The sequence below is a fragment of the Vibrio xiamenensis genome, assembly GCF_900100015.1.
In the GTDB taxonomy this organism is placed as follows: domain Bacteria; phylum Pseudomonadota; class Gammaproteobacteria; order Enterobacterales; family Vibrionaceae; genus Vibrio; species Vibrio xiamenensis.
Window position 1 is genome coordinate 83,094 of sequence record NZ_FNDD01000010.1, and the last position, 14,837, is coordinate 97,930.

The 14,837-nt window shown below is 39.7% G+C and carries 13 protein-coding genes; all 13 read right to left on the reverse strand.

The features are described from left to right. Positions 1–141 precede the first annotated feature (141 nt). Positions 142–1,470, reverse strand: coding sequence for an HlyD family type I secretion periplasmic adaptor subunit (locus tag BLS03_RS10170; RefSeq protein WP_093273030.1), 1,329 nt, complete (start codon positions 1,468–1,470; stop codon positions 142–144). Continuing rightward, complete coding sequence (locus BLS03_RS10175; protein ID WP_176765572.1) at positions 1,460–3,007, reverse strand: ATP-binding cassette domain-containing protein; 1,548 nt, start codon at positions 3,005–3,007, stop codon at positions 1,460–1,462. The genes BLS03_RS10170 and BLS03_RS10175 overlap by 11 nt, the downstream gene beginning before the upstream one ends. 382 nt (positions 3,008–3,389) lie before the next feature. After that, complete coding sequence (locus BLS03_RS10180) at positions 3,390–4,688, reverse strand: hypothetical protein (protein WP_093273037.1); 1,299 nt, start codon at positions 4,686–4,688, stop codon at positions 3,390–3,392. Between the two features lie 77 nt (positions 4,689–4,765). After that, positions 4,766–5,440: a hypothetical protein gene (locus BLS03_RS10185; protein ID WP_093273040.1), complete on the reverse strand. Its 675-nt coding sequence runs from the start codon at positions 5,438–5,440 to the stop codon at positions 4,766–4,768. A gap of 9 nt (positions 5,441–5,449) precedes the next feature. Continuing rightward, on the reverse strand, positions 5,450–5,920 hold the full coding sequence (locus BLS03_RS10190; protein ID WP_093273043.1) for a glycosyltransferase: 471 nt from the start codon (positions 5,918–5,920) through the stop codon (positions 5,450–5,452). After that, on the reverse strand, positions 5,917–6,372 hold the full coding sequence (locus BLS03_RS10195; RefSeq protein WP_093273045.1) for a hypothetical protein: 456 nt from the start codon (positions 6,370–6,372) through the stop codon (positions 5,917–5,919). Before BLS03_RS10195 ends, BLS03_RS10190 begins: the two co-directional genes overlap by 4 nt. 27 nt (positions 6,373–6,399) lie before the next feature. After that, on the reverse strand, positions 6,400–7,200 hold the full coding sequence (locus BLS03_RS10200; RefSeq protein ID WP_093273048.1) for a glycosyltransferase family 2 protein: 801 nt from the start codon (positions 7,198–7,200) through the stop codon (positions 6,400–6,402). Positions 7,201–7,205: 5 nt separating this feature from the next. Next, positions 7,206–8,072 carry a glycosyltransferase family 2 protein gene (locus BLS03_RS10205; protein WP_093273051.1) on the reverse strand — a complete coding sequence of 289 codons (867 nt, stop codon included), beginning with the start codon at positions 8,070–8,072 and terminating at the stop codon, positions 7,206–7,208. Then, positions 8,026–9,234, reverse strand: coding sequence for an O-antigen ligase family protein (locus BLS03_RS10210; RefSeq protein ID WP_093273054.1), 1,209 nt, complete (start codon positions 9,232–9,234; stop codon positions 8,026–8,028). Before BLS03_RS10210 ends, BLS03_RS10205 begins: the two co-directional genes overlap by 47 nt. A 135-nt stretch (positions 9,235–9,369) precedes the next feature. Then, positions 9,370–11,562, reverse strand: a complete 2,193-nt coding sequence (locus BLS03_RS10215; RefSeq protein ID WP_093273058.1) for a GumC family protein — start codon at positions 11,560–11,562, stop codon at positions 9,370–9,372. 51 nt (positions 11,563–11,613) lie between these two features. Then, positions 11,614–12,195 carry a polysaccharide biosynthesis/export family protein gene (locus BLS03_RS10220; RefSeq protein WP_093273060.1) on the reverse strand — a complete coding sequence of 194 codons (582 nt, stop codon included), beginning with the start codon at positions 12,193–12,195 and terminating at the stop codon, positions 11,614–11,616. Between the two features lie 27 nt (positions 12,196–12,222). Then, positions 12,223–13,620, reverse strand: coding sequence for an undecaprenyl-phosphate glucose phosphotransferase (locus BLS03_RS10225; protein ID WP_093273063.1), 1,398 nt, complete (start codon positions 13,618–13,620; stop codon positions 12,223–12,225). A gap of 452 nt (positions 13,621–14,072) precedes the next feature. After that, positions 14,073–14,822 carry a phosphate ABC transporter ATP-binding protein PstB gene (pstB, locus tag BLS03_RS10230; RefSeq protein ID WP_093273068.1) on the reverse strand — a complete coding sequence of 250 codons (750 nt, stop codon included), beginning with the start codon at positions 14,820–14,822 and terminating at the stop codon, positions 14,073–14,075. Positions 14,823–14,837 lie beyond the last annotated feature (15 nt).

Consider the following 14,837-nt stretch of genomic DNA (forward strand, 5'->3'; position numbering starts at 1 on the left):
ATATACATTCCAAACCGCAGCGACTTCCTCTTCTTAGCCTCGAACCGACCAACGACATCATCACTATTATCAGTGCATAAAAAAGCCGCTAACTTACGTAGCGGCTTAATTTTATAAAACATACCAACTATAAAGGGTAATTTAGTAATCCTCTCTAAATGCCCTTAGCAAGCCAATATCAAGGGGTTCAAGTAGGTAATCCATTGGTGAGCGCTTATTTTTCACCACATACACTTCCGCTGGCATACCTGGGTATAGAGTGATCTCTGGATGCTCTTTCAACTGTTCAGGCTTAATCGTCACTTTGATTTTATAACCTTGCTGTTGGTCGCGGCGTTCTTCATCTGGTAAGCGGTCAGCGGCAACAGTTAGCACTTCGCCATCAAACATTGGCGTTGTACGATAATTATATGCAGAGAGACGAACCATGGCCTTTTGCCCTTTATGCACGAGATCGATGTCTTCCGGCTTTAATGTCGCTTCAACGATCAACGAGTCATTGTCCGGTACAACTTGCATCACCGTTTCGCCAGGACTAATCACATCACCATGACTAAACACCGCTAAGCCAACCACACGACCAGAATGCGGACTAACAATCGTCAAACGATGCAGTACATCTTTCGCTCCCGCCAATTGCTCTTGGGCATCATCAACCGTTTGCGATACATCCTGCAATTCGCTTTCCACATTACTCACAAATTGGTGTTTGACAGCTTGCATCTGCTCTTTGATTTCAGCTTTGGAGTTATCCAAACTATCAAGCTGACCTTTTAACTGCATCAAATCCGACGACAGCATCGCCAAATTACGCTTAAGCTCAATAGCTTGCAGCTTGGATGTATAACCGTTTTGCAACAGCTTATTCTGCATATCCAGCTCTTCTTGCATAAACTTATAAGCTTGCTGTTGGCGTTGCAATTGGCGTGTGTACGACCCGCTATCACTTTCAGCACCTTGCAAACGCGTAGTTAGCACCTGCAACTGACTGACCAGCATTTTACGACGACTGGCAAATAACGACTGCTGGGTCTTAATCACAGCGTTAAGTGAAGGGTAACGTTTTGCTGCTTCAAAAATTTTTGGTGAGAAAATCACTTCATCATCAGCATGGCGCTCACTTTCCAAACGATTCTGCTGGGCAAGACTGCTAAAGTAGCGAAGCTCTAGCTGACCTACTTTGGCTTTAGCCGCGATAGGCGATAAGGTAATTAGCGTTTGACCTTCATGAACTAAATCGCCCTCCTGAACCAGCACTTTATCGACGATTCCGCCCTCAAGGTGAGCAATCGTTTTACGGTTACCTTCTACACCGATAACCCCTTGAGCAATGGCCGCAGATTCAAGCTGAGCTTTAATTAACCAGAAATAGGTCATTAAACCACCGATAATTAAGCAGATAAGCCCCGCCTTGATGTACTTCTTATAAGTAAAAGTGTCTTCCGTGAAATCGTTATATTCAATTAGCATTCTGTTGTCTACCTGCTCGAAGATTAGCGACTTTATTGTTGTTGGCTATGCGTTCCAGCACTTCATCACGCTTACCTGCATCACGAATTTGACCTTTTTCAAGCACCACAACCCAATCAACTGCGCTGAGCAGTTTAGTGCGGTGACTAACAACAACAATCGACGTTCCCAATTGTTTCAGTTTCTTAATCGCAAACAGCAGTTGTTGCTCGGCCTGCGGATCTAAGTTGGAATCTGGCTCATCAAGCAATAAAATTTTAGGCTGCTTGTAGACGGCACGGGCAAGAGCCAGTTGTTGTTTTTGACCGCCAGAAAGGCCAAAACCACCTTTGCCATAGACCGTTTGGTAAGCATTAGGAAGTTGACAAATCCATTCGTGAATACCGGCCAGTTTTGCCGCTGCAAACACCCGCTCTTCAACACCGTCGCTAGTATCAAAATTACAAATATTGTTAAACACCGAGGTTTCAAAAAATTCGATATCTTGTGGTAGATAACCAATCAAATCCGCCTGCTGACTTGCTGGCATTTCAACAAGTGAAATACCATTGACGCGAATTTTGCCCTGTGCCAAACGGCTCGGATCTTTGATCGTATTTAGTAGCGCAGACTTACCTGAACCACTTGGACCGATGATCGCAAGCGTATGCCCAGTCTTTAATTCAAACTGAACCTGTTTAAGCGTGTAGCGATCAAACTTGTCGCGAATGGTCGCCGCTTCAACCGCCAAGTTATATTGGTCAATTGGCAACTCAATACGATTATCTGCTTCGGCTTCATCAAACATCTTTTCAATGCGTTTGTATGCAGCGCGGCAACGACGCCAGTTGTGCCACTGGTTCATACTTTGATCGACCGGAGCTAAAGCGCGGCCCAGCAAAATCGATGACGCTATCAAAACGCCAGATTGCGCTTGGTCACTAATAACCAACCAAGCACCTAATCCCAACACCCCGATCTGCATCGTCATTCGCACATATTTAATCGAGCATTGGATGATGGTGGTGACAAAGTTGTTTTGGTTTTGCTGCTCATTAAGGGAATTGTTTGACGCATACCAATCGCTGGCCAACGGTCCAGCCACATTAAAGTGGTTAATATCCTTACCATGAGAAAACAACTTGATTAGATTTGTCCCGTTGTTAAAAGCAACATCGTTCATTGCTTTATGATTCTTTTCCGTCAACTTGAGGTTAACCAGCGCCAAAATGGCGAGAGTTGCGATTGCTCCAATCGCAAAAAAGCCAAGATATGGGTGAAAAGCAAAAATGATCAGGACAAACAGAGGGCTCCACGGCAGGTCAAACATCAAGTTGTTAAACGGTGCCGACACCGACATTTTGGCATCTTTCATATCTTGGGAAAGTCGGCGAGACTCACCGACGCTAGATGCCGACTTAAGTAAGCTCTGTTCAACAATTTGTTTTGAACATGCTTTATCAAACAGTTCACCAGCAGAAAACAATAAACGACCACGAATAAAATCGAGTGTGGATTGTAAGAAAAGTAATACTAGTGCTATACCAGCAAGAAACAATAAAGTTTCAATACTTTTGGATGAAAGAACTCGAGAAAACAACTGCAAGCTATATACAGGTAACACGAGCATTAAAAGGTTAATGATTGCAGAAAAAATACCGATAAAAATAAATATTTCCCGGTGTTTTTTCCTAAAGAACTCAATATTATTCATAAGAATGTCCATTTGATTTCGCGGGGAAAAACAAAGTCGCCTAGGAATAACATGATTGCACAAATGTGGATTTAATCAATGAACCCAGAATTGAATTGAAGTCATATCCAGCAACATCTCAAAAACAAGACGCTGTTAAGTAAACTTTTAAGATTAAAGAAATGCTCAACACATTTCTTTAACGCCAAATACAAAAAACTACAACATGTGTAATTGTAAAGTTCAATTACATTAATAACAAAACTTTACTTTTCTTTACCCTATTCATGAAGTAATAACTAGAATATATAACGGAGGGAATGAACATTATAATGGAGGCAGTAAACATTCCATTAATACCCAAGAATGGAGTAGCATAAAACATTAGCGGTATAAAAATTGCATTATATAAAGACAAAAGTATGAATGGCTCTATCTTGTAGGCTCTAACAAAATTATTAAACCCAGTCATAACCATAACTAAACCGTAGAATAAGAAAATCGATAGCAAGTCAAAACTTTCCAAAGTGTTATCGAACAAGTAAAAAGATGGAAATAGACACTTAATAACAAAAATTCCACTGTATCCAATCATCAAGATAGAAAAAGCCAGAGCAAAATACCGCTGAAACAAGCGATAGGCTGAAGAAAAATCATCATGTGCTAAGTAGTTTGCAATCATGGTTCTCTGGTTGATCAAAAACGAATTAGCGACGTCGTACCCGCCTTTTGCCAACGCAATCGACAATCCTATCTTCCCAGCCATTTCAGCACCATAAAGTTTGAAACTAAGTAATGTGAAACCATTCCAGAAAAAATACCCCAAAAACCAAACCAAACTCGTTCTTCCCATCAATGGAAAAATACGCTTCACTTCAATTTTGAATGAGTAATTGATAGGACTAAGACAAATATCACGTGAATAGTGAGCCCTATATTTACTGGCAAATAAGACAAAAACTATGACATAGACACACTGACTTATCCCTAAAGACATCAAGTCAAAACCCAGATAAATCGATGTCCATAACGTTAAGGACATAAATAATGATGAAAAAAAGCGAGTTTTATTCAGTAGAACTTGTCGTTGCATCCCATCGAGATAGCTGTCGATGATATTAACAATAAATCTTAGACTAGTAGATAAAATTAAAAGCAGGTATGCACTTTGCCAGTCTACTTCTCCAGAATAGTCGAAGAAATATAGAAATCCGACAGGAACTAGTATTATGAAATAACTTATTGCTATTCCAGAATACCATTGAATGGAAAAACGTAATAAACGTCCACAACGCAGTTTAGTCTCAGAACTTAGCTGCCCATTATAGTCATATTTACAATCATGACTATAATATTGTTTTAAGACAAAACTAACACCAACCTCAAAAAGTTGGGACATGGATATAAAACTAAAGAATGTATAATAAAAACCCATCTCTTCTGCATTTAGAGTAGAAGTGACAAGTAATATTGTTATCGGTCCTCCAAGGACTCGAATTAATGAGGTAAAGAACGACAATACCGCGACACTACGCGCTTTAGTCATGGCGAATACCTGATATATATTTCTTTACCGAAACAGCAATTTAAACCAAGTGAATTACATTTCGTAAAAAATGATAATTAGTAATATAATTCTACAAATTCTTTCATGCAGAACGAAATTTTTTTATGGCTAAATGCATAGATTTGGCAGGCTTTTTTTCTAAGCTCCTGATTATCCAGTTGGGATCCTATCAACTCATAATAAATGCCATATTTCTTCGTATCATACAAATATGCTATGGCTTGCTTACGCTCCGAGACTGACAGTTGCTCCCAAAAGCTTAAGTAGTACTTCAAGCTATCAAAAATAGTGCTGCGTTCAAAAGGCTCTGTGGACTGCAATTTAGCAATGTAACGCCCAATGACTTGAGCATTGGCACCAAGATTCCAGTATGCATTCGCGAGTTGTCGATAAGGCTCTCCATCCATCGGTTTGCGCTGTGAAGCCTGATTAGCTAATGCGATAGCAGACTCAAACCACGGTTGATAATCCTGCTTCACGGCCCCCTGTTGCTTCAGTTGGTAACCTTTTCTCGCCAAAGAACTTGCTTGATAAGTGAGAAGATCCGGGCTGTCAGAACTCCGCTGCTCGTTGGGCATTTCTTTGGCAATAGGGGTATCTAAGCGATATTCCAGTAGACACAAATCAAGGTTGAATTGATTGACGACACTCAATATGTACGCGAGAAATAAGCAGCTCACGGCTAACCAACTTAGTTTTGATACTATCGAATTGGGAAGCGATGTCGTCATACCGTTACCTTAAATGCAATACTCGCGTATTTTGTTAACCAAACGAGCCCGCTCCGGTGATTCTATGCCTTGTGGCTCTTCAAGCGTACCTAACCGAGACAACACTTCACGCAATTCCTCTTCAGTACTCGCAACATGAACCCCTTGAATCTTAGAAAATGACTCCAAGGTGTCTACTTGGTGATCATTACGGTGCTCACCAAATTTGCTCAAACGTGGGAAAATTACAATCGGCTTTTTCAACTTAAGCGCATTGATGATCGACCCCATTCCCGCATGTGACACGATCACGTCTGCATCATGAAAAATTTGATTTAGTTCATCCGGTGGGTAAAAATCCTGTGCTTTCATATTTTTACATTGGTATTCGTTTTTGCCGACTTGGGCCATAAACTCTAAGTCGCTATTTTTAGCAAACTCATCCACCACCTTTACCATGCGGTCAAACGGTAACTGAGTACCGACGGTCAAAAAAATCATAACAATTTCCCGTGATATTCACTATTTGAAGACTTAGCCACACTCTCCCACTGGGAAAACACTTTAATGCCAAACGCTTTAGCGATTTTTCCAGACAATGAAATGTATTGAGAGTTCGCAATGCTATCAATCCAGATTGATTTAATCCCGAAAAAGCGACCAACGATCGCCATAATCAAACCAGGGGCAGCGCCAGTTGTAACAATCAGTTTTGGCTTATTCTTTTTCAAAATCTGATAAGACTCACGAATCACTTTAAACATGACATGAGCGTTATCACGGCTGAAATCCGACACCTGAAAATACTCATCACCATACATAAATGAAGGTTTTTCATCATAGGTACTGACAATCATGACATGCATATCTTGCAAACATTCTGCCACTAAGCTCAACTCTACAAAGTGACCACCAGGAGATGCCACTAACATGATTTTGTTTTTATCAGTCATAAATACGTCTTCAAATAATCCGCTCGGTTACGATGCACTAAAGAACATTTTTGGCGACATACCGTATTTCAGCATGTAGTAAATACCGACGAGGAATTTACGGAAACAGAAAACAGCAAACATCGGATGCTTAAACGCGTTCTTTTTAAGCGCCTTAAAACCACCTTGGAAATAACGAGGTTTATCCCCCATATTCTCTTCTTGGTGCCAGACGATCGCAGTGCGCAAGTAAAGGGATTTGCGAGAATTAACAAAACAGCGCATAACAAAGTCGACATCTTCTCCACCATTATTGATAGAGCCGATACCCAATTTTTCATCAAAAAATTCTTTGTTATCGAGCGCGCATTTACGCACGAACATAGTATTAGATGTCGCAGTATTAATCAGTTCTTTGACTGCCATAGGTTCAGGATTCATTGAGTCATCAAACTCTGAAGGGCTTTCTGAAGATAGACAAACAAACAGATCTAATTGACTATCTTGCTCAAACATACGATAAATTTTGTCTAGGTTTTGACCTGGGTACCAACAGTCATCATCAGGGAAAGCAATAATTTCCGCTTCATCTAACATACCCTGCTTTTTTGCATATTCGTACATAATATTGCGAGCGCGTGACAGCGATACCATCGGCTCAGTAAAAATAACGTCGGCTTTTTGCTTCACGTATTCAATTTCTTTTTCGTAACCAGTGTAATCGGTTTGAACCAGTACGATATGCGAATAATTTGATTGACTGTTGTCGTAAGAATCAACCATTCTCATCAAATCACTGACATTTTCTGGATTGACGATACATGTAGTCATCATTAATAACTTTTTCATAATACTTACATACCTTTATTATTCTTTAAGTAATATTTAGACATTCTCAAAACAACATATAAACTTTGACTTTTGCATGCATCAACAAGTAGTGTAATTGGGTTAATCGAACGCGCGTTATAGCCATATGCTTGGCATTTAAGACGATATTCATTTTTGCCATTCAAAGCGTGCTTAGCCTTGATATAGTTAAATGAATTTAAGTGTTTATCGACATTCACACTGCTAATCCGCTCATGTGGATGACTTTTATCAAAGATATAGGTGTACTTCTCTATATTCTGGAAACATTTATTTTTGTTTACTGAGAGAATATGCATCCAAAGTTCAAGGTCTTGCCAAGACTTCAGTTTTTCATCGTATTCAACACCATCGGAAAACAATGAACGTTCAGCAAAAATCTGGTTACCTACATCGTTTCTTAGACACAGGCAATCAAAATCAACAGACTTAGGACAAGAGAGTGACTCCATATCATGCTCACTCTTTTTGATTTTTACGTTATCAAACAGAGCAATAGCATTTGGGCTTTTCGTTTCCCATGCAGTTAAAAAGCTTTCTAAACGATTAGGTAAAAAGTAATCATCATCATCTAAACCTGTAACAAAGCGCCCTGTCGCATTTCTAATCGCCAAGTTACGGTTATAGCATGCGCCTTGGTTTTCACTATTGCGGAAATACTTTAGCTGTGGGTAAATGGCCATCAGTTCCGCCATTACTTGAGGAGTATCATCCGGTGAATTATCGTCAACGACGATAATTTCAACGTCCTTTACCGTCTGCTCAAGCACAGAGTTAATAGCTCTTTTTAATAAATCTGATCGGTTATACGTGGGTATATACACCGATACGATTGGACTGTTTTGGGTCATTTCTTATTTTCATGCCTTCTGCTGTTAATATAAACTTCAATAAAAGTGCCAACGGTACATATGACTGGATCGTACTAAACGTATTATCAAAAATAGTTACAACCATAAAACCTAAAAACGCGAGAATTAGAAACCATCGAGTTTGTCTTGTCGCATGTTTGAATATATATTTAAAAACTAAAAATATATTCAAGAAAAACAATGTAACACCAAAATACCCTAACTCTAGAAACACACGAATAAATTCGTTATGAGGTGCGACAAATAAGTAAAGGTTAAATTCACGAACACCTTGAGTGATATTGGTAGTAGAACCTAAGCCGCCACCGAACAAGTTTAAACCTTGAACTTGTGCCAAAAAGTATTCCCAAGCGACATCACGTCCCGACAAGTTAAATGAACCTTCCGCGTTAAATGTCTCCATTTCTGTTCGCGCAATCATCGCAGATATAAACTTGATTAATACCAAGATAATCACCGGCATTAAAAACCACAGCTTCTGTCGAAAAGCGGGACGCTTAAAGAACTTCAATAACATTAAAGAAGGAATCAATGCCGCTATTAGTGGTCCTCGACTACCTGATAATAACAACAGTAGCAAAGAACCACCGTAGAGAAGAAAGCTGAATCTATCTTTATTCAGACAGTGATAACAAGCCAGCACTACAGCATAATAAGTTATAAAGGCGTAGTGAGCACTGGCAATACCAGCTCCGAAACGACCTGGTTGGCCTAAACTGAAACCAAATACCTTACTCAGAACCAATGAAATAGGTACCATAATCATAGGAAGAAGAATATAGGCCGTAGATACGGAGCGAATATAGCTTTTGAAATCTACAGTTAATATCAGAAAGAACAGTGAGCCGCCTATAACAGCTTTAATAAATTCTGAAAAGCTTAGACCTACATAGTATTGGTCTCTTAAAAAATAACAGGTAAAGACAAGAACGAGATAAAAATAAAAGTTTTTTACAAATCGTTTATCCGGTCCTAATAATCCTATCAATCCGACACAAGAGCCTAAGACAATAATTTTTTGGAGCAGGAATGCACTTGGAACTAATCTAGAACTAAAGCCCATGCACAAAAAAAGCACGCACAAAGCTAAGCCCACATTCACTTTGTATTTTCTAAAATCTCTTACATTATCTATATACATTCTATTGACCAAGAAATATCGTGAATAGACATATCCAATGCTTTCAATACGTAGTCATACGAAAGAAAATCAAATATCGTAAAAATAATAAAAGACACACTGCTTTATGGCAGTGTATCTTAGTTGCCTATTTACCTATACCGTGCCAAGTTTGTCATTTTTAGCATCGTAGCTGCCATAAACATATTCGTTTGCCATAGCACTGCTTTTCAGCTGATTAATGATCACGCCGTCAATCGACACTTCATGACTGATAAAGCGCGCCATCGTATTTTTCAATGTAGCGAAACGAGTACTGTCCGCTTTAGCAACAATCGCAATATGACCAATCGCTTTACTCACAATCAAGCTATCGTTAACTAGCAATGTTGGCGGTGTATCAATAACGATTCGATCATATTGAGCAACCAACGTATCCAATAAGTTTTTGAACGCTTTCGAGCTCAGCAGTTCTTGAGGATTTGGCGTTAGCATACCAGCAGGCAAAATGTTCAAACCTGATGGTTTGTCCTTAATAATGCACTGGTTTAGATCTGCTCCCATCAGAATATGGTTAGTAATACCTTGCTGATATTTCGAGAAACCAAAGCGCTCAGCAACTGCAGGTTTACGTAAGTCACAATCAATCAGTAGTACATTTTCCATTTGAGCAAAAGCTTGTGCCACATTAATTGCAGTGGTTGTTTTACCTTCACCTTGCAGCGATGACGTAATTGCTAATGTCTTACGACCATTTTGCATTGAAGATAGTGTGAGGGCTGTTCTTACCGCACGAATTGATTCACCAAATTGTGGCTCTTTGTTATCAAAAAACACATCGCTGGTGATCTTACCTTTGTTCTTAAGCTGTGGAATCGCACCTAGTGGCACTAGTCCCATACGCTCTTCGAATTGTTTCACTGAGGTAATGGTATTTCGCAAAATGTCGATCAAAATGATCACAGCAATAGCAAAGAATAACGCTCCCATGAATGCTGCTACTAGCATCATTTTCTTATTAGGCTTAGAAGCCTTTTGTGGAATTTCAGCCTTATCCGTAAAGCGTGCGTATTCGGTTTTATAATCGCTTGTTGCTGCTGTTTCTTTGTAACGATTTAGGAAAACATTAAGAATATTACGGTTGGTATCAACCTCACGACTTAGAGATTGGTATTCACGCTTCTTAACCGAGATATCCTGGAATTCAGCAACTTTGTTATTTAGTTCTTCTGCAATTAGTTTTTCTTGATTTTGAGTTGACTCAAGTTCTTTCTTAACACCGTTGATTAACTGTGAGATCAGCTGATTTAATTCATTACGTGCGCTATCGCGTTTTGCAATAGCCGCTTGCATACGCTCGTGTTTAGGACCGTAACGTTTAGCTAGCTCGTTGACCTCTTTTTGTGACTCTGCGAGTACGTTACGCAAAGAGATAACTTGAGGGTGCTTAGAAATTTCAGGAATAGTCACGAGACTATTCGCATCACGAGCACTCAAGGTTTGATAAGCAGACTGAAGCTCAATGCGACGATCGCGAATTTGATTTAGACGAATCGTGAGTTCACTGATCAAAGAGCTGGTTTGGCTATCAATACCACTGTCGTCGATCAATTTTTCTTTACGTAGAAAATCAGTCAGTTTGTCTTCTGACTGTTTAAGTTCGTCTTTCAACGTTTGTAAACGACTCGAGATCCAGCTTGATGCTTGTTGGGTTGCATCTAAACGCGCGTCCATATTGGAAGCAATAAAAGCTTCACCAACAGTATTAGCAATAGTGGCCGCCAGTTCTGGGTCTTTGGAAGTGAAGTTCACATTCACCAACTGAGTCCCGTCGATAGCGGTAACATCCAATTTTGACAAGAAGGTACTAATGATTCCTTGGCGAATGCGCTCTTGGCGTGCCTCGTCAGAGGCGGCTTCTTTCTTACTTGATAGCAAAGAAATCAAACTGTTAAAACCAGATTTAATGCCTGCGATAATGCCAGTTTTCTCGACCAATGAGCTATTAAACTCAGGGTTTTGCTCTAAGTGCAATCGATCGATTACGCGCTGAGCAACTTGACGACTCTTCATAATTTCAATTTGAGTCGCAAAATAACCTTTCTGAGTGGTATCAATACCCACCACATCTTCAAAAGAAACAGCACTTTTTACTTGCGGCTCAATTAATAAGGTGGCGGTCGCCGTATATTTGGGGGTTAGCGAAAAAACGAATAACGCAGTAACGATAGTAACTAGTAATGTAAATAGCGATATTTTAAGCCAATTACGTTTGACCAAAGTGATATATTTACCTACATCGATCACTTTTTCTTCGTTTTGAGGAATACTGTTGTCTAAGCCATGCATTTTATTATCTCAACTTGAATTCTTTTAAAATTTACGTCTGTTTCTAATTACTTACCAAAATGATGCGACCACGTAGACAGTGTCACCCGGTTCGACCACTTTATAGAGCGGTGTTTCTTGCTCCGTATCCTCATCAAACGCTTTAGCCAAGTCTTCATTGCTTAGCTGATTATATTTGCTAATATTTTTTGCTTTGACCAAATAAGCATGTGCACTTCGACGGTACTTACTCATTACCCCGCCAGCCAGAGAAATTGCCTCTTGCACAGTTAATCCTGGCTCATATTCATAACCACCAGGTCGGTTAACCAGTCCGTTGATATAAATATTTCGGTAATGAACAATTGTGACGTTAACTTTGGGGTCGATTAAATAGTTACCAGATAGTCCTTGAGTGATTTCTCTTTGAACTTCTTCTAAGGTTTTTCCACCTAACTTAATAACACCTAAATATGGGTAATCGATAGTTTCCCTGTTATCAATCTTAAGGTCTGGTATTGTTAAAGAATCTTCCCCATACACCGAAATACTAATAGTATCGCCAGCTCCTAGACGATATAAATTTTCTGCTGCAATAGCGCCATTCAACAAAATAATATTGATTAGCAAAAACTGAACAATACGCTTTATCATTTTTTTAATTACCCAAATAGTTGTTACTTAGTAGGCTGTCTTGCCTATAAATCCTTTAAATACCGTCATAAATATGATTTTGATATCTAACCAAAGTGACCAGCTACGAATATAAAATAAATCGTATTCCACACGTTTTGCCATCTTATCAATTGTATCCGTTTCGCCACGGTAGCCGTTGACTTGTGCCCAACCGGTAATACCTGGCTTGACTTTGTGACGTAACATATATTTGTCGACCAGACTTCTATACTCCTCATTGTGAGCCACCGCATGAGGGCGAGGCCCCACAATAGACATTCGACCTTGTAGTACGTTAATAAATTGCGGTAATTCATCAAGTGATGTGCGGCGAATAAACGCACCAAACTTAGTCACTCGCGGATCGTCTTTCGTCGCTTGTTTGACGGTAGCGCCGTTATCCATCACTTTCATTGAACGGAATTTCCAAACTTTGATTTTTTTGCCATCCATTCCATAGCGGTACTGTTTAAAAATAATTGGCCCTGGCGATGAAGTCTTAACTCCAATAGCAACCGCCAATAAAATTGGGCTAATAAGCGCCAAAATAATCGACGCTACAACAACATCTTCGACACGTTTGATAAAGGTTGAGAATCCGTAAAAAGGAGTGTCATAAATACTAAGAGTTGGGATTCTACCGACATTACGCCAGCGAGATTGAATTAAATCGTAAGTAAAGAAATCCGGTACAATATACACGCGTGCTGTACTATCAGAGAAATAGCTCACGATCTCTTTGATACGTTTAGAGGCTTCCATCGGCAACGCAACATAGACATGACGAAAATTGCGTTCTTTCGCCATTTCTAAAGCATCGCTAATTGAACCGCGAATGGGTTGAGGCAATTCATTTGGTAAACGCTCAGGTGAGCGGTCATCAAACATACCTACTAACTTCATTCCAATATGTTTATTCTGTTCAATCTCGCGAGCAAGCGCTACACCACCAGGTGTGGCACCAATAATAATACTTTTCTGCTCATACGAATCAGAATGGATTGAAGATGGTAAGTGCACAGCCAATAAACGGAAACCAATTAAGGATACTGGAACAATGGCAAACCACATACCAATCACAATGCGCGAATAACTTTCTGTGGCCTTAAACATAAACGCAATGGTTAATAGCACTGCGATGGTACAAAACCAGGTAAAAATAATCGGCCCCAAAGAATGCTTCGCTGAGTTATATGTCGAATAGCTATATACACCCAACAATTCTCCCACAATACTATAGGCAACTAACGCAATACACAGAGCTAAGATATATTGGATTTCCCAAGTACCTAGATACACACTTTTAAGTACTAGGAGAGTCAGAGATATGAGTAAAATGTCAGTTAATCGGTAAGCCAATATATTTTCTTGACCATGGCTTTTGATTGCTCCGATATCTCTCATCACAAATCTTATCCTTACAATAACTACGTCATCGCCAGAGAACGACACCTTCTCTGAAACGCTCAAACGCGACAAATTAATTACATTGAAGCCCAATCAAAGATTTAAGCTCCCTATCAAAGCACATAGTCTGAATTTTTTTTGACGAAAAACAAATAGCATTCTCTTCCTGTTTTTTTGGGTTCTCAAAATTTAGAAGCTCGCTCATAGCAATTACAAGAAGAGCAGCAAAACAATGCTTTATATATCGTCAATGCATAAGAAACGTCCTACCAAGCTGACATTAAAATAACAATGTAAAATTAGATTCATAAACTTACTTACCAACCATGTACAAAACTAATTTATTACTTTTCTGTTCTTATAAATAAGAAATTTAATACGAAAAAAAGCCCCTCTTATAGAGGGGCAAGTTTTACCATCGCTTATAATTATAGTGATATTGCTGTTAATTAGCCGAAATCGCCGTTTACATAACCCTTCGTGCGATCGTCTTTCGGCTGATTAAAAATGACTTGCGTATCATCATGTTCGACCAGTTCTCCCATCAAAAAGAACGCAGTTCTATCCGAAATACGGCGTGCTTGCTGCATCGAATGGGTGACAATAACGATTGTGTAATTTTTCTTCAGTTCTTCCATCAATTCTTCGATTTTATGCGTCGCAATTGGATCGAGTGCAGAGGTCGGTTCGTCCATCAGAATCACATCAGGTTCCATCGCTATGGTACGCGCAATGCATAAGCGCTGTTGCTGACCGCCAGAGAGGCCAAACGCATGGGATTTCAAGCGGTCTTTCACCTCATCCCACAGCGCAGCGCCGCGCAGAGAACGTTCTACCACCTGATCGATGTGTTTCTTGTCCTTAATGCCTTGAGCTCTGAGTCCGTAGGCAACGTTTTCATAGATACTCATTGGAAATGGATTCGGCTTTTGAAACACCATGCCGACTTTGATACGCAAATCAGCGACATCAATATTGCCGTAAATGTCAGTGCCATCCATATCCAGCTTACCAGTAATTTTAACCCCTTCAATCAGGTCATTCATGCGATTCAGACAGCGTAGTAACGTTGATTTTCCGCAGCCTGATGGGCCAATTAACGCAGTGACTTGCTGAGTTGGAATCGGTAGGTTGATCGATTTCAGTGCTTGGTTGTCGCCGTAAAATAAGTCAAGGTTTTGAATATTGAATTTGTTCATTGTGTTATCTCTTAA